Annotated in this window: 16 protein-coding genes; 8 read left to right on the top strand and 8 right to left on the bottom strand. The window is 71.2% G+C overall.

What is annotated here, in order from left to right; genetic code table 11:
• Window positions 1–6: 6 nt before the first annotated feature.
• Window positions 7–642 (top strand): LuxR C-terminal-related transcriptional regulator, encoded by a 636-nt coding sequence (locus BJ998_RS46440; RefSeq protein ID WP_221337842.1) that lies wholly within the window; start codon window positions 7–9, stop codon window positions 640–642.
• Here the strand turns inward: BJ998_RS46440 and BJ998_RS01805 are convergent.
• Window positions 635–1,210, bottom strand: a complete 576-nt coding sequence (locus BJ998_RS01805; protein ID WP_184857879.1) for a hypothetical protein — start codon at window positions 1,208–1,210, stop codon at window positions 635–637. The genes BJ998_RS46440 and BJ998_RS01805 overlap by 8 nt on opposite strands.
• Window positions 1,211–1,451: 241 nt before the next feature.
• Here BJ998_RS01805 and BJ998_RS48955 point away from each other — a divergent pair, with 241 nt between their 5' ends.
• The gene (locus tag BJ998_RS48955) at window positions 1,452–3,629 is read left to right on the top strand and encodes an RCC1 domain-containing protein (RefSeq protein WP_184857877.1); all 2,178 of its coding nucleotides are present in this window, start codon (window positions 1,452–1,454) and stop codon (window positions 3,627–3,629) included.
• Here BJ998_RS48955 and BJ998_RS01795 read toward each other — a convergent pair.
• The 3 genes from BJ998_RS01795 to BJ998_RS01785 form a co-directional block, all read right to left on the bottom strand.
• Complete coding sequence (locus BJ998_RS01795) at window positions 3,608–5,590, bottom strand: HelD family protein (protein WP_184857875.1); 1,983 nt, start codon at window positions 5,588–5,590, stop codon at window positions 3,608–3,610. The two genes, BJ998_RS48955 and BJ998_RS01795, sit on opposite strands and share 22 nt — an antisense overlap.
• A gap of 72 nt (window positions 5,591–5,662) precedes the next feature.
• Entirely contained in the window at window positions 5,663–7,075 is a 1,413-nt protein-coding gene (locus BJ998_RS01790) for a serine hydrolase (protein WP_184857873.1), read from the bottom strand.
• A gap of 100 nt (window positions 7,076–7,175) precedes the next feature.
• The gene (locus BJ998_RS01785; protein WP_184857871.1) at window positions 7,176–7,748 is read right to left on the bottom strand and encodes a TetR/AcrR family transcriptional regulator; all 573 of its coding nucleotides are present in this window, start codon (window positions 7,746–7,748) and stop codon (window positions 7,176–7,178) included.
• A 60-nt stretch (window positions 7,749–7,808) separates the two neighbouring features.
• On the opposite strand from BJ998_RS01785, the gene BJ998_RS01780 reads away from it, so the two are divergent.
• The 3 genes from BJ998_RS01780 to BJ998_RS01770 are packed head-to-tail and all read left to right on the top strand — an operon-like array spanning window position 7,809 to window position 10,735.
• On the top strand, window positions 7,809–8,951 hold the full coding sequence (locus BJ998_RS01780) for a MalY/PatB family protein (protein ID WP_184857869.1): 1,143 nt from the start codon (window positions 7,809–7,811) through the stop codon (window positions 8,949–8,951).
• Entirely contained in the window at window positions 8,941–9,846 is a 906-nt protein-coding gene (locus tag BJ998_RS01775; RefSeq protein ID WP_221337841.1) for an RNA polymerase sigma factor, read from the top strand. Before BJ998_RS01780 ends, BJ998_RS01775 begins: the two co-directional genes overlap by 11 nt.
• A gap of 52 nt (window positions 9,847–9,898) precedes the next feature.
• Window positions 9,899–10,735 (top strand): alpha/beta fold hydrolase, encoded by an 837-nt coding sequence (locus tag BJ998_RS01770; protein ID WP_221337840.1) that lies wholly within the window; start codon window positions 9,899–9,901, stop codon window positions 10,733–10,735.
• On the opposite strand, the gene BJ998_RS01765 is transcribed toward BJ998_RS01770, so the two are convergent.
• Together BJ998_RS01765 and BJ998_RS01760 are read right to left on the bottom strand one after the other, a co-directional pair.
• On the bottom strand, window positions 10,736–11,647 hold the full coding sequence (locus tag BJ998_RS01765) for a hypothetical protein (protein WP_184857867.1): 912 nt from the start codon (window positions 11,645–11,647) through the stop codon (window positions 10,736–10,738).
• A gap of 3 nt (window positions 11,648–11,650) precedes the next feature.
• The gene (locus BJ998_RS01760; protein WP_184857865.1) at window positions 11,651–11,998 is read right to left on the bottom strand and encodes a hypothetical protein; all 348 of its coding nucleotides are present in this window, start codon (window positions 11,996–11,998) and stop codon (window positions 11,651–11,653) included.
• A 102-nt stretch (window positions 11,999–12,100) separates the two neighbouring features.
• Between BJ998_RS01760 and BJ998_RS48950 the strand changes: the two genes are divergently transcribed.
• From BJ998_RS48950 to BJ998_RS01745, 3 genes are all read left to right on the top strand, one after another.
• Window positions 12,101–15,409, top strand: a complete 3,309-nt coding sequence (locus BJ998_RS48950) for a CHAT domain-containing protein (RefSeq protein WP_184857863.1) — start codon at window positions 12,101–12,103, stop codon at window positions 15,407–15,409.
• A gap of 85 nt (window positions 15,410–15,494) precedes the next feature.
• Window positions 15,495–16,886, top strand: a complete 1,392-nt coding sequence (locus tag BJ998_RS01750) for a PI-PLC domain-containing protein (protein WP_184857861.1) — start codon at window positions 15,495–15,497, stop codon at window positions 16,884–16,886.
• A 64-nt stretch (window positions 16,887–16,950) separates the two neighbouring features.
• Window positions 16,951–17,856 carry an aminoglycoside phosphotransferase family protein gene (locus tag BJ998_RS01745; protein WP_184868350.1) on the top strand — a complete coding sequence of 302 codons (906 nt, stop codon included), beginning with the start codon at window positions 16,951–16,953 and terminating at the stop codon, window positions 17,854–17,856.
• Between the two features lie 43 nt (window positions 17,857–17,899).
• Here BJ998_RS01745 and ligD read toward each other — a convergent pair whose 3' ends face one another.
• Both ligD and BJ998_RS01735 read right to left on the bottom strand, forming a co-directional pair.
• The gene (gene ligD / locus BJ998_RS01740) at window positions 17,900–18,898 is read right to left on the bottom strand and encodes a non-homologous end-joining DNA ligase (RefSeq protein WP_184857859.1); all 999 of its coding nucleotides are present in this window, start codon (window positions 18,896–18,898) and stop codon (window positions 17,900–17,902) included.
• Window positions 18,895–19,962 (bottom strand): ATP-dependent DNA ligase, encoded by a 1,068-nt coding sequence (locus BJ998_RS01735; protein WP_184857856.1) that lies wholly within the window; start codon window positions 19,960–19,962, stop codon window positions 18,895–18,897. The genes ligD and BJ998_RS01735 overlap by 4 nt, the downstream gene beginning before the upstream one ends.
• Between the last annotated feature and the right edge of the window lie 2 nt (window positions 19,963–19,964).

Here is a 19,964-nt window from a genome sequence, read left to right as displayed (position 1 = left end):
CGGGGTATGACAAGAATTCTGCTCGCCGACAGCCAGCCGGTGTTCGTCGACGGGCTGTGCACGCACGTGGTCCGGACCGCGGACCTGGACGTCGTCGCCGTCGCCGGCACGCACGCCGAGCTGGTCGACCTGCTGCGCACCACGGACGCGGACGTCGTCGTGCTCGGCATCGGCCTCGACCTCGTCGAAAGGGCCGCCGAAAACGCGGCCGTGCTGGTCGTGAGCGTGTCCACCCGCGAGGAGGACGTCGCCGCCGCGATGTCCGCGGGCGCCGCCGGATACGTCACCAGGCAGGCCGGTCCCGAGGACATCCTCACCGCGATCCGGGTGGTGGCAAGGGGAGGGTTGTTCGTCACGGCCGACATGGCGCCGCTGGTGCGCAACCGGCTCGGCGCCGGCCGGGTCGACTCGTTCTTCCCCCAGTTGACGCCGCGTGAACAAGACGTGTTGGAACTTCTGGTGCGCGACGCCGGAACCGCCGCCATCGCCCGGCATCTCGGCATCACCGTGAAGACCGTGCGCAACCACGTGTCCAACATCCTGGTCAAGCTGCCCGCCCGGACCCGGGCCGAAGCCGCTTGGCTGGCAAGGGAAAAGCTCCGTGTGCACCCTCCGGTGCACACGGAGCCCGCCGTCAGCTGATGACGATGTGCACCCATGCGTTGCCGACACCCTTGCACTGGTTGCCGGTGCCGTCGTCGTGCGAGTAGTAGCCGTTGTCCGAGTAACCGTCGTCCTGGTAGCCCAGGACCAGCGAGCCACCCGAGCCGCCGACCGTGAACGTGCGGCCCACGGCCGTCCAGATCTGCTGCGTGCCGGCCGTCGCGCCGGGGATGTTGATCAGGCCGTGGTAGAGGCCGTTGTCCGAGGCCGGATCCACGTACCGCTTCCACGTCGCCCCGTGCCCGCCGGTCTGCACGCAGCCGCCCGCGTCCACCGTCACGTGGTCGCCCGGCAGGAACTGGATCGTCGGGTACGTCGTCGACGGCTGCGTGACCACCGGCTCGTGCACCCAGCAGTCCAGCGGCAGCGTCCGCCCCGTGCAGCCCGAGTCGGCCACGTTCGGCGTCACCGCCAGCGCCTGCTGCACCGCCGCCTGTCTCGCCCCCTGTGCCGGCGCCGCGCCGGCCTCCGGCGCCAGCACCGTCAGCGCCGCGGCCGCCGCCGCGAGCCCCACCAGCGCCCTCGTGAACACCTTGCGGTTGACCATGTTCGATCGCCTTTCGTGATCGGGATGGTGACCGGCCCAATCTCCCCGCCCGCCGACCCGGGCGTCATGGGCTGCGCGACCCGATCCGACGGGAATTCCCTGAACGCCAGCCAAAGTCGCCGTCGCGACCGCGCATGCTGAGCCTGGCTCGCGGACGCCTGTGACGCGCGTCCCGGTGAGGCGTTCATGTCCATGAGGTACGGTTTGCGCGATTCGGTACCACATGTTCCGAGGGGGGACAGTGACTGTGTTCCGCACGCTCGCGGTCGCCGGCGTCACCGCCGCGCTGACCATGACGCTGCTGCCCGGCATCGCCGCGGCCGCGGCCCCGCCGCCACCGTCGGCGGGGGCAACTTTTGTGTCGGTGACACCGAAGCGGCTGCTCGACACCCGGAACACCCGCAAGGTCGGCGCGGAGGACTACGTCCGGCTCGACCTGAAGAGCGTGGTGCCGGCCAACACCACGGCGGTGGTGTTCAACCTGACCGGCACCAACCCGACCGACACCACGACGGTCCGGGCGACGCCGACGCTGGCCGGTGAGGCCTCGGGCGCGTCCAACCTGAACCTCCGGCCGGGGGAGACCCGCGCCAACCTGGTGACCGTCGCGATCGGACGGGCCGACTGGGCGGGCGGCGTGTACCTGACCAACCACACCGGCTCGGTGGACCTGATCGCCGATCTCGCCGGCTACTACGTCGACGACAACTCCGGCTCGCGGTACACGTCCATCAGCCCGCTCCGGGTGCGCGACACCCGTGACAGCAGTCCGCTGGGCCCGAACGGCACGATCTCGGTGGACCTGTCCAACGTCCTGCCGAGCACGGCCAAGGCGGTCACCTTCAACCTGACCGGCGTGAGCCCGACCGCGGCCACGGTGATCACCGCGTGGCCGCACGGCACCGCGCAGCCCACGGTGTCCAACCTGAACCTGGTGCCCGGCGACATCCGGCCCAACCTGGTCACGGTCGCGGTCGGCCCGGACCGCGTGGTGGACCTGAACAATCTCGCCGGCAGCGTCGACCTGATCGTGGACGTCGCCGGCTACTACGCGACCGACCGCGGCGACGCGTTCTTCACGCTGTCGCCGACGCGGGCCACGGACAGCCGCACCGGGCCGTCGTTCGGCCCCGGCGAGTCCCGGGTGGTCGACCTGTCCCCGTGGCTGCCGTCCTCGGCCAAGGCCGTGGTCTACAACCTGACCGCGACCAACACGACGTGGTCCACCTTCGTCACCGCCTACCCGGCCGGGACGTCCGTGCCGAACGCGTCCAACCTGAACCTGGTCGCCGGGCAGACCGCGTCCAACCTGGCCGTCACCCAGCTCGGCGCGGGCGGCCAGCTGGCGCTGCGCAACAACGCCGGCCGGGTCGACCTGATCACCGACGTCGCCGGCTACTTCGGCCCCGCGCCGACCCCGTGCACCGGCACGTGCTGGTACGCGTTCGGCCGCAACGACTACGGCCAGCTCGGCGACGGCACCGCCACCACCTACCGGTCGCGCGGCGCCGGGCAGGTGCCCGGCCTGACGGCGGTCAAGCAGGTCGCCGGCAGCATGGACGCCGGCTACGCGCTGCGTCAGGACGGCACGGTGTGGGCGGTCGGCCGCACCGGCGAGACGAACGCGCTCAGCCCGCAGCCGACGCAGATCCGCGGCCTGGACAACGTCGCGTCCATCACGGGCGGCTATCGCGGGGGCTTCGCCGTCAAGGGCGACGGCACCGTGTGGCGGTGGGACAACGCGATGACCGCGTCCCAGGTGGGCGGCCTGTCGGACGTCACCCAGGTGAGCGGCACGTCGGTCACGCACCTCGCGCTGCGCCGTGACGGCTCCGTGTGGAAGTGGAGCGACCTCGACAACGCCCCGGCCCCGGTGCAGATGCCGGGCCGGATCATCTCGGTCGCCACGGACAGCTCGTCCTACTTCGTGATCCGCGACGACCACACGCTGTGGGCGTGGGGCTCGAACTACGGCGGCGAACTGGGCGTCGGCTCCGACGCGTCGAACGTCGACCAGCCGACCCAGGTCGTGGGCATCGACTCGGTGACCAAGGTGGCGGTGTCCAGGAACGAGTCGACGTACGCGGTCAAGTCGGACGGGACGCTGTGGGCGTGGGGCAGCGTCTTCCTGTCCGGCCAGGACTATCCCTCGGGCGGCTCCTACCGGTTCAGCACGCCGAAGCAGGTGCCGACGCTGTCGAACGTGGTCGACGTGGCCGGCGGCGGCTGGAACTACGCGCTGGCGCAGACCGCCGACGGCGCCGTCTGGGGTTGGGGTTCCCTCTCGTTCGCCGATGCCCTCAAGACGCCGGACATGCAGCCCACCCAGAAGCCGTCCAAGGTGCCCGGCCTGGACGGGCTGCACGTCAGCGGCATCGCCGCCGGCGGCTACCAGGTCTACCTGCTGGCCAACAGCTGAGGCAGCGGCCGGGAGTGGAGCACGGTGAGCCGGGAGATCGCCCGCGTCAGCGCGATGTAGAGCAGCCGCAGGCCGGTCGCGCCGGCCGCGGCGATCTCCGCCGGCTCCAGCACGACGACGTGGTCGAACTCGAGGCCCTTGGCCAGCCCCACCGGCACCAGGGACACCTTGTGGTCGGCCCCGTCCTCGTGCGGCAGCCCGGTCTGCACGCCGGCCTTGGCCAGGTGCTTGGCCACGGTTGTGAAGCGCGCGTCGTCGAGCACGATCCCGACACTGTCGGGGTGCTGCTCGGCGGCGCGCAGCACGTCCACCAGCTCGGCCAGCACGTCCTCGCATTCGACGGTGGCCAGCGCGCCCGGCACGTGCCGGCCGGAGACGGTCGGCGGCAGGTCGTCCGCGATCGCGGGCAGCAGGGCGTTCGCCACCTCGATGATCTCGCGCGGCACCCGGAAGCTGGTCGTCAGCCGTACGAGATCGGTCGCCACGCCGAGGTGCTCGGCGACCGCCGCCCAGCTGCCCGCGGCCCACGGCGTCGTGCGCTGGGCCATGTCGCCCAGCAGGGTCGCGGAGCCGGCGCAGCGGCGCATGATCGCCCGTAGCTGGATCGGCGACAGGTCCTGCGCCTCGTCGATCACCACGTGGCCGTAGCGGTCGGGCGGGGTCATCAGGCCGGCGATCTCGTCGATCAGGAACCGGTCGGCCGGGGACCACTTGGCCCGGCCCGCCGACGCGGGCACGGTCGGCCACAGCAGGGCCTTCTGCTCCTCGTCGGTCAGCACGCCGTCGGCGGCGCGGTGCAGGGCGTCGGCGTCCGTCAGCAGGGTGAACAGCACCTGGGCCGGCGTGACGGTCGGCCACACCGTGCTCACCAAGTCCCGCAACGACTTCGCGCGGAGCAGCCGTCGCGCCTCGCCGTCGGTGAGGGCGTGGCCGCGCTCCTCCAGGTTGCGGCGGACGTGGCTGACGGCCCGTTCGAGCAGGTGCTCGCGGGCCCGGGCCAGCGGCACCTGGCGGTCGATCAGATCCGAGCACAGCTCGGCTACCACGTACGGCGGGATCCGCACGTACGGACTGGTCTCGCGGACCAGGATGTCCTCGGTCGGCAGCCGCAGCCCGGACCAGACGGCCCGGCGCAGCACTTCCGCCATCCGCGCATCGCCCTTCAGCGTCGCGACTTCCGGCTCCTCGACCACCGGTTTCCCGCGGTCCGCCACCAGCCCGTCCACCGAGCTGTGCACCACCTGGCTCTCACCGAGCGTCGGCAGCACACGGGAGATGTAGCGGACGAACGTGTCGTTCGGGCCGACCACCAGCACGCCCTCGCGGCGCAGGCGGCTGTGTTCGTAGAGCAGGTAGGCGGCCCGGTGCAGGCCGACCGCCGTCTTTCCGGTTCCCGGGCCGCCCTGCACGATCAGCGTGCTGGCCAGTTCCGTGCGGACGATTTCGTCCTGGTCGGGCTGGATGGTGGCGACGATGTCGCGCATCGGGCCGTAGTGGGCGCGTTCGATCTCGGCGATCACCAGCCGGCTCAGGCCCGTGTCGGCGGTTTCCTCGGTCAGCGGCTCGTCGTCGAAGCTGGTGAGGACCACGCCGTCGAAGCCGAACCGGCGGCGGCGCGTCACCTCCATCCGGTTCGACGGGCTGGCCCGGTAGAACCGGCTGGCCATGTCCGTGCGCCAGTCGATCACCACCGGCTCGTCGCGCTCGTCGCTCACGTAGCGGCGGCCGATGTAGCACGGTTTCGGCTCCGGGCCGTCGATGCGTCCGAAGAACAGCGGCGACTCGTTGGCGTCGCGCAGCTGGTCCGCCCGCCACTCCAGCCACTCCACCATCAACTCGTCACCCGGCCGCTTGCGAGCCCGTTCCGCCAGCTCCCGCAGCTGCTTGCGGCTCTGCCTCAGGCACACGTGCGCGTAGTCCAGGTAATCCCGTTCGGACACCAGTTCCTGCTCGGCGGTCACGGCTTCCCCCTCGTCCGAATTCGCGGCGGGCGAGGATATCGGGGGAAGCCGTGACCGTAAACCGAATTACGCTCAGTGCCGCATGCTCGTCACGATGCCGTCGATGGCCTTGCCGAGCTGCGCGTACTTCTGGGTGTACGGCACGGGGTACACGCCGGGCGGGTCGGCCGGGCGGTTGACGTCGACGTAGTCGGTGCCGAGGTTGCAGAACACGACGACGATGTAGTTCCGCTTCGCCTTCCCGGGCAGGGAGTGCACGATGGCGGCGTCGCTGCCGGTGGTGTCGACCCAGCCGGTCTTGTGCGCCATGGTGACCTCGGCGGAAGCGTTGCACGGGCGAACGTCCTGCCCGTAGTACAGGCCGTCGACGTCCATGGTGCCGTCGGTGGGGTCGATCCAGCGCTGGGGAGTGACCTGCGGGATGCCGGGCGCCGGATAGGCCCGTCCGCACCAGTTCGTGGTGGACAGCATCTCGTTGTGGCCCTGGTTGCCCAGGGTCTTCAGATAGAACTGCCGGGCCGAGGAGCTGAGCACGTCACGGGTCACGCGGCTGCCGTCGGCGTTGGTCCACAGGGTGCCGGGACCGCCGTTGACGATGAGCAGCAGCTTGGCCGTGTCGATGGAGCTCATGTTGGAGCCGATCCAGTGCCCGCCGTTGCCGGGATCGGTGCCGGTGATCATCAGGGTCGGCAGGCCGAGCCGGGTGAAGGTGGCGTTGAGCGTGTCGACGTACTTCTGGTCGTGCAGCAGCTTGAGCAGGGCGCAGGTCGACTCGTTCCTCGACATGGTGATCATCTCGTCGAAGTACTGCCGGATCGGCTCGCTGGTGGCCTCGCCGCAGACGGGGTTGATCGTCGCCGGCCGGTAGTCGTAGGTGGCGTCCAGGTCGATCCGGTGCTGGTCGGACAGCCGCATGATGCCGAACCCGACCATCAGCTTGAGCACGGACGCGGGATACGGCGAGCTGAAGTCGAGGGCAGCCCTTTCCCGGCCGGGCAGGACGTCCCGGGTGCCCTTACCACCGTTCTCGTCCCACTCGTTGTCGTCCCACCACCGGTACCGGACCTGGTCGGTGGCCAGCCGGCGCTGGTCGAGCGGCACGGAGACGCCGTGCGGGTACTGCGGGCTGAGCAGCACGTCGGCCATGGCGGTGGGCCGGCCGGCGTCGTCGAGCTCGATCACCGCGGCGTCCATGTTGGGCGTCTGGTGAATGGGCTGCGGCGTCACGGCGGGCCCGAACACCCGCCTGGCCACGGGCATGGTCGTCGGGTCGTACTTCTCCGCCGCGGGCACGCGCCTGGACTGCCCGGCCACGGGCGGCGTGAGGTCGATGACGTCCTTGAAGTTCTGGGCGTCCACGGCGTGTCGCAGCGCGTCGGCGAGCCCGTGGCTGCCGCCCTCGGGCGCCGCCTGCGCGGCCACGCCGCCGAACAACACCGCGGTCACCGCGAGGGCCGCCGCGCGCCGTCCTCGGAACAGGGTCACGTTGTCTCCCGCAAGTTGGTGCTGACGCGACCGTTTCTAGCCGAACGACGGTGTTCGGCGTCGGCCGACCTGCGGCGGACAACGCGATCGTGAACAAAACTCAGCGCAACAGGTGCACGAACACCGTGGTGAAGAAGTCCTCGACGGGCTGGTCGTTCTTGACGGCCTTGGCCCGCAGCAGCGCGCCCTCCCAGGCGTCGAGCACGAACCGGCCGAGCACGTCCGGATCCGCGTCGACGGTCAGCTCGCCGGCCTCCCGCGCCGCGCGCAGCGTCGCCGCGATGTCCTCGGCCCAACCGCTGAGGCTGGCTCGCACCTGGGCCCGCATCGGCTCGCTGTGGTCGGCGAGCTCCTCGCCCATGTTGCCGATCATGCAGCCCCGCGTGTGCCCGTTGCCCACGAACACGTCGGCCATCACCCGGAACTGGGCCCGCAGCTTCGCCAGCGGCGTCAGCTCCGGATCGGTGACGCCGTGCCACTCGGCCTGGGCGGCGTATTTGGCGACGACCTCGACGGCGAGCTCTTCCTTGCTCCTGAAGTGGTTGTAGAACGAGCCCTTGGGCACGCCGGCGGCCCGCGTGATGGTGTCCACCGAGCAGGCGGCGTAGCCGATGCGGTGGAACTCGCCGAGCGCGGTCTCGACGATGACGTCCCGGACGCTGTGACGCGGCATGGCCTCAATATGACTAGTCGTCTTGGCCGTGTCAAACGCACCGCGAGTGAGAATGGCCGCATGACCGAGCTGCTCCCCGTCGAACCACTGCACCGGCTGCGGGAACGGCGCAGCGCCAAGTGGCGCGCGTACGGCCCGGAGGTGCTGCCCCTGACCATCGCCGAGATGGACTTCGCCCTGCCCGACGCCGTCCGGGACGTGCTGGCCGACGCGGTCGGGCGCTCGGACACCGGCTACGCGATGCCCACCGACGGCCTGGGCGAGGCGCTGGCCGGCTTCGCCGAGCGCCGCTGGGGCTGGCGGCTCGACCCGACCGCGGTCACGGCGACCACCGACGTCAGCGCGGGCGTCGTCGAGATGCTGCGCCTGTTCACGAACCCGGGGGACCGGGTCGTCATCAACACCCCCGTCTACCCGCCGTTCTTCGACTGGCTCGACGAGGCCCGCACCGAGCTGCACGAGGTGCCGCTCACCCACACCGACCAGGACGGCTGGCGCCTCGACCTGCCCGCGCTGGACCGGGCGTTCGCGACCAAGCCGGCCGCCTTCGTGCTGTGCAACCCGCAGAATCCGGTCGGCCGCGTGCACACGCCCGAGGACCTGGCCGCCGTCGTCGAGCTGGCCACCAGGCACGGGGTGCCGGTGATCAGCGACGAGATCCACGCCCCGCTGGCGCTGCCCGGCGCCACCTTCACGCCGTTCCTCTCCGTGCCCGGCGCCGCCGAGATCGGCGTGGCCGTGGTGTCAGGGAGCAAGGCGTTCAACCTCGCCGCCCTCAAGTGCGCCATGGTCGTGACGGGCTCGCAGCGCATGCGGGACGTGGTGGCGAAGCTGCCGCCGGACACGCCGTGGCGCACCGGCCACTTCGGCGTCCTCGCCACGACCGCCGCCTACACGCACGGCGATCAGTGGCTGGACCGGCTGCTGGTCACCCTCGACGACCGCCGCACGCTGCTCGCCAAGCTGGTCCGCGACCGGCTGCCGGCGGTCAGCTGGCGGCCGCCGCAGGCCACGTACCTGGCCTGGCTGGACTGCCGCAGCTTGGGCAGCGGAACCGAGCCACGCGACCTGTTCCTCGGCGCCGGGGTGGCGCTGGAGCCGGGAACCCGGTTCGGTGAGCACAGCGGCTACGTGCGGTTGAACTTCGGCACCAGCGTCGAGGTCCTGGAGCTGGCCGTCGACAGGATGGCGAGTGCTCTCTGACGTGGAACTGGTCCGGGCCGCACGCGGCGGCGACGTCGGCGCGCTCGGACTGCTGCTGACCCGGCACGAGGCTGGCATGCGCGCGGTGGCGCTGAGCATCCTCGGCTACGGCCCGGACGCCGACGACGCCGTGCAGGACGCGTCGCTGGCCGCCCTGCGACGGATCGGCGACCTGCGGGAACCCGGGTCGGTCGGGCCGTGGCTGCGGATGATCGTGCGCAACGCGTGCCGGCTGCGGCTGCGCTCAGCCCGGACCGTGGTGCCGGTGGCGGACCCGATGCCGCCGGCCGATCCGCTGTCGCCGGACCGCGTCCTGGACAGCCACGCCTCCCGGGACTGGATCTGGCACGCGGTGAACGAACTCTCGCCAACGCTCCGGCAGGCGGTGCTGCTGCGCTACTTCACCGACGTCAACTCGTACGAACAGATCGCAGAGGTGCTGGAGGTGCCGGTCGGCACCGTGCGCAGCCGGCTCAACCAGGCCCGCGGCAAGCTGGCCGAGTTGCTGCGGGCCACCGCCGACCAGGCGCACGCCGACGCCGGCGCGGCCAACGCCGCCAGCGCCCGCGAGGCCGTCGAGACGCTGGCGGTGGCCGAACGCGGCGACTTCCCGACCCTGGTCGCCGACCGCTGGCTGCCCGAGTCCGAGTTCATCGCCGGCAACGGCACGGTCCGCGGCGGCCGGGACCTGGCGATGTACGGGATGGACAAGGACCTGACCGAAGGGGTGCGGCAGCGGTTCGTGCACGCGGTCGCCGGCCGGGACGTGACGATCTGGACGATGGACCTGATCAGCCCGCCGGACGATCCCGAGCACTGCCCGCCCGGCGTGGTCTGGGTGATGACCCGGCGCGAGGGGCGGATCGCCCGGCTCCGCCTGTTCCATCCGGTGTGACGACGGTCACGGCAGACGGGTCGAACTTTGCCCGCGGCTCCGCATCTTGCCGGTGTTCACAGCACCGATCGAGGCGGAGACCATGACCCTCACCACCCACACCATCGAGCTGGACGGCGTCGAGCAGCGCTACCACGTGGCCGGTCGCGGCCCGATCTGCGTCGCCCACTCCGGCGGCCCCGGCATCGGCTGGGAGTACATGCGGATGCGGCCGCTGGAGGAGCACCTGACCATGGTGTACGTCGAGCCGATCGGCACCGGCGAGTCCGGCCGGCTGGCGAACGACGCCGACTACACGCTCGACAACTACGTGCGCTACCTGCACGCCGTCGTGGAGGACCTCGACGACGGCCCGGTCGCGCTCCTCGGCCACTCGCACGGCGGCTTCGTCGCGCTGAAGTACGCGCTGGCGCACCTCGTCGACGCGCTCGTGCTCTACGACACCTCGCCCGTCACCGGCGCCGAGTTCTTCGGCGACGCCGTCGCCAACATCCAGCACAGCGGCAGCGAGGTCCTCGCCGCGTTCACGTCGCAGCACGCCGAGATGACCGACGAGGAGCTGACCGGCGTGCTGCGCACCATCCTGCCGGCGTACTTCGCCGACTGGCGCGCGGAGTTCGAGCCGTTCCGGGCAGCCACCCGCATCTGGAGCGCACCCTCCCGAGGCCAGGACGTGCCGTTCGACGTCCGCGACCAGCTGCCGACCATTCCCGCGCCGGCGCTGGTCGTCGCCGGGGACAAGGACGTCATCTGCGGCCCGCGCTGGGCTCGGATGCTGCATGACGGGCTGCCGTCCTCGCGGCTGCGGGTCATCGAGAACTGCGGCCACATCGGGCACGTCGAGCGGCCCGAGGCGTTCTATGCGGAGGTGCTCAAGTTCCTGTCGTGATCAGCGTCCCTTGCGCGCCATGGTGCTGATCCGCTGACCCTCCTCGAGTTCGAGCGGACCGACCGTGTCCTCGGCGGCCACGCCGAGCGCCACGGCCAGCGTCCGCCCGTGCAGGTCCAGTGTCGCCTCGGTCAACAGGGCAAGTTCCGAGGCGGCGCTGCGGCCGCGGACCCAGCCGGTCACGCCGACGACGAGGCCCGCCACCGCGGCCGGCCACCACATGATTCCCAGCAGCAGGTACGGCACCGCCCACGTGCCGGTCGCCACGGCGGCCGCGAACGCGGCGTTGGCGGCGGTGATCTCCGCACGCGGAGTTTCGGGCAGCACCAACCACAATCGGGGCCACGCGAAGGCCAGATCGAGGCCCTGGCGGTCCAAGATGATCTTTTCCACGCTGTGGCCCCGATCGCCCATCCACGTCGGCCGCCCGGGTTCCGCCCAGCACAATCGATTCACGCGGGCGGCAGCCTCGTTGATCTGCCGCTGCTGCTCCGGCGTGCGCTGTTCCGCCGGATGGGCCCGTTCCAGCTCGCGTCGCCGTTCGAGCCGTCGATACCAGCGGCGGACGCGTCGAGAGGTCCGCCACCGTGCCAGCCACCGGAGCGGTTGCGGCCACTGGCCGAGCCAGACGATCTTCGTCACGCCGGCCAGCGCCTGCACGGCCAGACCGACGCCGGTCGACACCAGCAGCGCCGCGATCACGAGCACTGCTTGCGTCGCCCAGGACTGGCGGGTCAGGTCGGCCACGGTCGCCGCCAGATCTCCTTGCAGCGCAGCCCAATCCAGCGCGTGCGCCTGCCTCAGCCGCCCGCCCACCCAGGCGGCGAACACGAGCAGGGCCCCTGGCACCACGAGCAGCGTGACCCAGCGCTCGGCCAGCTTTGTCGCCAGGGTCTTGAAGAAGTCGCCCATCCGTCACCGCCGCCGCATCGGCCGGCCGGTCAGCAGGCAACGGGGGATCGGGCCCGCCGGGGTCGTGCCCTCGACGCGATCGCACGCGCCGTCCGGGCACGCGAACGACTCCTCGTCGGCCTGTCCCGGCCCGGCGCCGGGCAGGCCGGCGCCGGCCGTGCGCAGGGTTTCCTCCCCGTCGACACCGAGCAGTTCGGCCAACAGCGGCAGGATCGGCCGTCGCGCGGCGGCCTCGGCCTCGATCCGCGCGAGCAGGCGTTGCCGCCGTTCGGGTTGTTCCGCGCACTCCCGCCGGAGTTCGGCCAGTTCGCAGCACAGCGTGGTGAGCGCGAGCCGCTCCTGTGCGTCCATTCGGCTCCTTTCCGGGACGCTCGGCGATAAAATGATCGCATCGACACCGTCTGGAACGATGGCGAACGGCCGGCGGCGAAAGAGCACCAGCCGGCCGCGCCGGTGCGCGATCCGGAGTACTACGCCGAACTGGCGAAGGGAATCCTCTCCTCGTCCGGCCCGGGTCTCGTGCCCGGCGAAGTGCCGACCGTCGACCGGCAGGCCGATCTCGCGGGCGAGTTGCTGACGGCGAGCCAGTCGCTCGGCAGCGATCCGGCGCTGCTCGACGCCTGCATCGCGCTGCTCGACGACGCCGTTCGGCGTTGCCCGCGAAGGCATCCGCGTCGAGCCGGCTGCGTGTTCAACCTGAGCCGGGCGTACTCCGCCCGGTACGACATCGGAGACGACCCCGCCGACCTGCGCAACGCCGTCTACTACGGGGAGCAGGTGCTGGCGGCGTTGTCCCCCCGCGCCCACGGTTGGGCCGACACCCTGTACCACCTCTCCGTGGTGTACCGGAAACGGTATGAACTGCTGCACAACGGATCCGACCTGAACCGGGCCATCGTTCTGGGCCGACAGGCGGTGTCCGGCCGAAAAGGCGGCGCCGCGGTCTATCGGTCGAGCCTGGCCACCGCTTACGGGCAGCGTTACGACCGTGCCGGCGACGTGGGGGACCTGGACCGGGCCATTCGGCACGCCGAACGGGCGGTGGCGGAAACGCCCGAGAACGACCACCACCGTCCGGGTGTCCAGCACAATCTCGCCTACCTCCGCCGAAAACGGCACGAACGCACCGGCAACCTCGCCGACCTCGACCGTGCCATCGAACTCGGCGAGCAGATCGACGCCACGGCGCCGCCACGGCACCTGGTCCGACTGGACAACCTGTCCAGCCTCGGCCTCGCCTACCGGGCTCGGTTCGAGCTCACCAGCGACACCGCCGCCCTGGACCGGGCGATCGAGGTCGGCGAACGGGCCGTGGCGGCGGCGCCCGAGGGGAGCGCCGTCTGGACCAGGTACGTGGGCAACCTGGTCCAGTCGCTTCAGCATCGTCACCGTCATCGCGGCGACCCGGAGGACCTGCGCCGCATCGAACGCCTGGAGGAGGCGCGCGCGGAGACCGCTCACGGCGGCTCGAGCACGGTCGCCAACGCCCATCTCCAGCACTACGCCCATGACGGCGACACGGCGGATCTGGACCTCGCGGTGGACATCCAGGCCGCCGGCATGGCGACGCTGACCCAACGCAGCCCGGCCCGGCCACAGCGCCTGGCCGGGCTCAGCAGGGCGCACTGGAGCAGGTACGGGCGGCTGGGCGTGCTGATCGATCTGGTGCGGTCGGTGGAGCTGGCGGAGCTGGCGGTGCGGCTGACGCCGGCCGACCATCCGGACCACGCGAGGCAGCTGGCCGGGCTCACACCGGCGTACACCGAGCTGTTCGAGCGCACGGGCGTGCCGGCGCAGCTCGACCGGGCGATCTGGGCGGGCGAACGAGCGGTCGAGGGCACGCCGGAGGGCCGCTACGACTACCCCGACCTGCTGTCCCACCTCAGCATCGGGTACGTCAGGCGCTACTTCCGGGACCACCTGCCCGCCGATCTCGACCGGGCCGTCGAACTCGGTGAACGGGCGCTGGCCGCCATACCCGACACCCACACCGAACGAGCCGGCATACTGGCCAACCTGGCCGGCAGCTACGGCGCTCGCCACCGGCGCGACGGCAACCGGGCCGACCTGGACCGGGCGGTCGAGCTGAGTGAACAGTCCGTGGCGGCTCTCCCGGACGGCGACTGGAAACGCCCCCTCGCAGTGGCCAATCTCGCGCACAACTACCAGGCCCTGCATGAAGCTGATCCGGGCGGCTTCGATCCCGTGCGGCTGCGCGGTCTTGTCCGCGTGGTCGATGAGCTCGCCGCCGCCGCGCCGGCCGACCGGGTCCGGTTCGGCTACGCGGTGGGGGAGCTGGCGCTCGACGTCGGCGACTCGGAAACGGCGGTGTCGCTGCTGGACGACGCCGTGGCCTTGCTGTCGACGGTGCCGCCGCGCGAGGGCGATTGGGTGGACCAGGAGTTTCGCCTCGGCAGCTATCCGGGACTGATCGGCGCGGCGATCAGCGCGCACTGCGCCACCGGCGATGCCGGAGGTGCTGTGACGGTCGCGGAGTCGGGCCGGGGGATCATGCTGGCGTCCCGGCTGGATCTCCGCACCGATCTGTCCGAACTCGCCCGCGTCGAACCGGAACTCGCCCGTCGGCTCGGCCAGGTCCGAGACCGGCTCAACGCCATCGACGGGCCCAGCCGGTCGACGGTCGAGCTCGCCTCGCGCACCGAGCAGCGCCGTGCCCTGTGGCTCCGGCACGACGAGTTGCTGGCCGAAATCCGGCGGCTTCCGGGGTTCGCGCAGTTCCTGCTGGCGCCGTCGCTGCCCGACCTGCGTTCGGCCGCGGCCGGTGGCGCGATCGTTCTCGTCAACGCTTCTTCGCACCGTGCGGACGCCGTGATCGTCACACCGTCCGACTTGCGGCTCATTCCCTTGCCCGAACTGCGCTTCTCGGACGTCCTGCGGCACGCCGGTTCGCTGCTCGAGGTCACCCACGTGCCCGGTCTCGTCAACACGTTGCGCAGACAGCGGATCGTGCCCGAGGTGTTGGCGTGGTTGTGGGACACCGTGGTCTCGCCGGTGGTCGACGCGTTGCCGACGCGGCGGGTGTGGTGGATGCCCACCGGCTTGCTCGGCGTCCTCCCGCTGCACGCCGCCGGCCATCCCGGCCGGCCCGGCGCTCTGGATGCCGTGACGTCCTCGTACACCGCGACCGTGCGCACCCTGGCCGACGCGCGGACGCGCACCCCCAGCGGCGCGCGGCGGCAACTCACGGTCGCCCTGCGCCACACGCCGGGTCTGCCCGATCTTCCCGGCACCGTCGCCGAGGCCGACGAACTGCAAGACCAGTGGGGGAACATGGCGCCGTTGCGCGACGATCGCGCTTCCGTGGCCGCCGTGCTGGCGGCACTGCCCAAGGCCACCTGGGCCCACTTCGCCTGCCACGCCGGCACGAATCCGATGTTTCCGACCGCCGGTGGCCTGCACCTGCACGACGGCGTGCTCTCCGCGCCGACCATCGGGCAGCTGCGGCTGGGCAGCGCCGAACTGGCGTATCTGTCGGCGTGTTCGACCGGCAACCGGGGCATTCGCGCCGAGGACGAGGCGATCCATCCGGCGTCCGCGTTCCAGCTCGCCGGCTTCCGGCACGTCGTCGCCAGCCTGTGGCCGGTGGAGGACCGGATCGCCGCCGTCGCCGCCCGCTCCTTCTACCGCTTCGTCGACCAGGACACGCCGGCTTCCGCCCTGCGCCGCGTCGCGCTGGACCTCCGCGAGGCCCATCCCGGCCGCCCGGACCTGTGGGCGTCGCTGATCCACACCGGTCCGTGACTGTTCATCCGGGCGATGGCCGCCGCCGCGCCCGGGCCGTCAGGATGGGCTGCGCCATGACCATTCGGCCCAGCGAGGACGCAGGATGAACCGTCTCGGCGCGTTACTGACCGCATTGACCGCAGCCTCCGCCCTGGTCGCCGGCCCGCAGGCGAGCCAGCCGTTCGTGAGCTCGGTGTTCCTGGCGACGCACAACAGCTATTCCGGCAACGTGGACGGCGCCAAGAACTCCATCCCGTACCAGCTCGACCACGGCGCCCGGTTCATCGAGCTCGACGTGCATGACAACGACTACGCCGCCAACCACGACTACTCCATCGGGCACAGCAGTCCTGGCGACCTGGTCGACCATGCCGGCAACCCCGCGTCCAACCTGCTGCACGACTGGCTCGGCGTCATCGCCGGCTGGTCCGACGCCCATCCCACGCACGCGCCGCTGGTTGTCATGCTCGACCTCAAGGACAACCTCACCGACAACGCCGGTTTCGCCGCCGGCAACCTGACCGCTCTCAACCAGGAGCTGCAGGCCGCCTTCGGGTCCAGCCTCCTGCACCCCGCCGACTACGTCGGTTCGCCTTCCGTCGATTCGCTGCGGGGCCGGGTGCTCACCCTGCTTTCCGGCGACTCCGGCAGCCGTACCGAGTACAAGCGGGATGTCGGCTACCACCCCGCCGTGGCGATCAACAGCCGTGGCCAGATCGTCGAGGTCCACGACTCCGGCGCCGGGGCCCTCTGGTACTGGACCGGCGTCTACGCCGCCGACGGCACCGTCACCTGGCTTCGTCACGGCAAGTACGACACCGGCATCACTCCTGCCGTGGCCTTGAACGACGCCGGTCAGCTGGTCGAGGTGCACCAGTCGCAGACCGCCACCACCCTCTGGTCCCATGTCGGCCAGCTCGGTTCCGACGGCGAGATCACCTGGCAGGCCAGCCACCAGTACGACAACGGCGTCACTCCCACCGTCGCCTTCACCGGCGCCGGCACGCTGGTGGAGATCCACAAGAGCCAGAGCAGCAGCCAGAACTGGACGTGGCAGGGCGCCTTGTCCGGCTCCACCGTGACTTGGACCGGCAACGCCAGGACCTCCGCCGCCCTGCTGGCCAAGTCCTCCGCCGCCGCGGCCGGCCGGAGCATCACCGTCTACACCGGCGCCGACGGCCCCACCGAGTCGCAGACCTTGCGGTACACCACCGCTTCCCTCACCGGCGGCCGCATCCGTTACCAGCAAACCGCTTTCGACGAGTTCCAGGACGGCGACAATTCCGTGTTGCAGCAGGGAGCGCTGTTCTACGCCGCCCCCGCCACCGACTCGTCCTTCATCGTGTCCGCCCGGCAGTCCGGGCATCTCGTCCGCGGCTGGGACTTCGACTCCGCCGGCGACGCCACCAACCCGTTGGCCAACTACCCGGCCACCAACACCCCTTGGGCGAGCTGGTACCAGACCCTGATCACCAACGCCGGGGCGGTGCAGTAGGCAGTCGACCGAACCAGGGCCGTGCTCCGCTTGCTGCATCTGGCCGGTGCTAGCGTGCCTGCGCATGCCAGCGAGTGGAGCCCCATCGACGGGCGAGTTGAAGTTCGAGCAGGACCTGGTGCGGGCGCTGCTGTGGGATCAGCATCCGGATCTCGCCGGCATGGAACTGCGTGACGTCAGCGGAGGCTGGGACAACCAGCTGTGGCGCCTCGGGGAGGAACTGGCCGTGCGCTTGCCGCGCACCGAGCGCGCGCCGGCTCTTCTCCACACGGAGCAGACGTGGCTGCCGATGTTGGCCGAACGCCTGCCGCTGCCGACGCCCACCCCGGTGCGCGTCGGCAAGCCTTCGAACCTGTTCGAGCACACCTGGACGATCGCGCGTTGGGTCGAGGGTGAGCCGGCCGATCGTGCGCCGATCACCCGCGTCGAGGCGGCCGAGGTCCTCGCGGGGTTCCTGCGGGCGCTGCATCACGAAGCGCCTGCGGACGCCCCGGCCAACCCTTCGCGCGGCATTCCGCTCGCCGACATGCCGAATGTCGACGGCTGGTTCGAGCTCATCGGCGACCATTCGGACGCTGGCGCCGTGTGGGAGGTGTGGGAGCGGGCTGTCGCGGCGCCCGCCTGGCCGGGCGCGCCGCTGTGGCTGCATGGTGACCTGCATCCGGCCAACGTCGTCGTCCGGGACGGGATGCTCGCCGGAGTGATCGACTTCGGTGAGATGTGCTCGGGCGATCCCGCGACCGATCTTTCGGCCGCCTGGATGCTGCTGCCCGCAGGCGCGGCACATCGGTTCTTCGACGCCTACGAGCAGGCCGACGAAGCGACCATCGCCCGGGCCCGCGGCTGGGCCGTCCTGCGCGCCGTGGGCCTGATCGAGATCGGGCGGAACGGCCGGCTCGGCCTGCCCGGGGGCAAGCCGACCTGGGAACCGGCGGGCTACGCCACGCTGGAACGTGTCGTGGCCGGCTGACCATGCGGCTGCGCGCCGAGGACGTGCGGCCTGTGCTGAACCGCTAGCTGTCCGTGGGCCGTGCCCGGCTCGGTGCTACCCGCGGCGGTTCGTTGGGCATCTTCGGGTACACCGGCGGCCACGGGGCATCCATCAGCCCGGCGGCCATGTCCCGTTCCGACCGCTCCAGCAGAGGCTCCAGCGACTGCGGCTCGTCGTTCATCCCCGCCCACGCATCGCCGTGCTCCGCAACGAATGTCGGCACGGTGAGAATGGTCAGGGAGTCCGGATCGACCGTCGCCAACTGCGACCAGTCGATGGGGGTCGACACCTGCCCGCCGACCCGGGGCCGCGCGCACCACGCGCCGAAGACGGTCTTGTGCGGGGCGTTCTGGTTGAAGTCGACGAACACCCGGGCGCCCCGTTCCTCCTTCCACCACTTGGCGGTGATCAAAGTCGGGTGCCGGCGCTCCAACTCCCGGGCCAGGGCCACGGCGCCGGCCCGGACCTGGTAGCCGTCCCAACGCTCCTGCAAACGCACGTAGATGTGCAGCCCCCGGGAACCGGTCGTCTTCAGGTACGCCCTGATGCCGCATTCGGCCAGGAAGTCCCGCACCAGTAGCGCGGCCTCCTGGATCTGGCCGAAGCCGATGCCGGGGGAGGGGTCGAGGTCGATCCGCAGCTCGTCGGTGACCGAGGGGTTCGCGGCATGAACGGGCCACACGTGGAAACCGAGGCAGCCCATGTTCACGGCCCACAGCACGTGCGCGAGGTCGGCGGCGACCAGGGCGTCGCTGGTGGTGCCGTTGGGCGTGGAGACGACGGCGGTCTGCAGCCAGTCGGGCGCGGACTTGGGCACACGCTTCTGGAAGAACGACTTGCCGCCGGCACCCTCGGGATAGCGCTCCAGCAGCAGCGGCCGCCCCCGCACGGTGGCGAGGAACGGCTCGGCGACGGCCTGGTAGTACCGGACCAGGTCCAGCTTCGTCGCCCCGATCCGGCCGAAGAACACCTTCTCCGGATGCGTGATGGTCACGCCCTCGACCACGACGGCGTCGCTCATGTCCCGAACAGCGCCTTCAACTCGGCGGGCGCGACCTGGTCCAGCTGGGAGTAGGTGCACGACTCGGGCGTGCGGTCGGGGCGGAACCGGACGAGCCGGCCACCGTGCCGCAGCCGCCCGGCCATCACGTGCTCGTACCGCACCTCGGCCACGAGCTCGGGCCGCAGCGGCTCCCAGCTCAGGTCCTTGCCGGCGCTCCACCGGCTCTGCCCACCCGGCATCCGCCCGCCGGCCTCGGATTGCGCGACGGCCCAGTCCCGCCACGGATGCGTCTCCACAGCGTTCTCCCGCAACGGAGCCAGCTCGTCGACGAGTTCCTTGCGCCGGGCGGCGGTCATGCTGCTGGCCACGCCGACGTGGTGCAGGGTGCCTTCGTCGTCGTACAGGCCGAGCAGCAGCGACCCGACACCGTTGCCGTCCTTGTGCCACCGGAAACCGGCGACCACGCAGTCGGCGGTCCGCTCGTGCTTGACCTTCCACATCACCCGCTTGTCCTGCTCGTACGGCAGGTCGCCGGGCTTGGCCATGACGCCGTCGAAGCCGGCGCCCTCGAACCGGGTGAACCAGTCCTGCGCGACGGCCGGGTCGTGGGTCAGCGGCGTGATGTGGATCCGCGCCAGGTCGCCGCCGAGCACGCTCTCCAGCAGTTCACGCCGCCGGGTGAACGGCTCGTCCATCAGGTTGTCGTCGCCGAGCGCGAGCAGGTCGAAGGCGACGAAGCTGGCCGGCGTCTCCACCGCCAGCTTGCGCACCCGCGACGCGGCCGGGTGCAGCCGGTTCTGCAGGGTGTCGAAGTCCAGCCCGTCGCCGGTGACGACCACGATCTCGCCGTCCACCACGCACCGTGGCGGCAGCACCTCGAGCAGCAGGTCGACCAGCTCCGGGAAGTACCGGGTCAGCGGCCGGTCGTTGCGGGAGCCGAGCTCCACCTCGTCGCCGTCACGGAACACGATGCAGCGGAAGCCGTCCCACTTGGGCTCGTACAGCAAGCCGTCCGCCGTCGGCACCTCGTGCACGGCCTTGGCGAGCATCGGCCGCACCGGGGGCATCACTGGAAGGTCCACAG

Source organism: Kutzneria kofuensis, from assembly GCF_014203355.1.
GTDB classification, from domain to species: Bacteria; Actinomycetota; Actinomycetes; order Mycobacteriales; family Pseudonocardiaceae; genus Kutzneria; species Kutzneria kofuensis.
The sequence above is the reverse complement of the archived record's forward strand: the minus strand, read 5'-3'. Positions and strand labels throughout refer to the sequence as shown.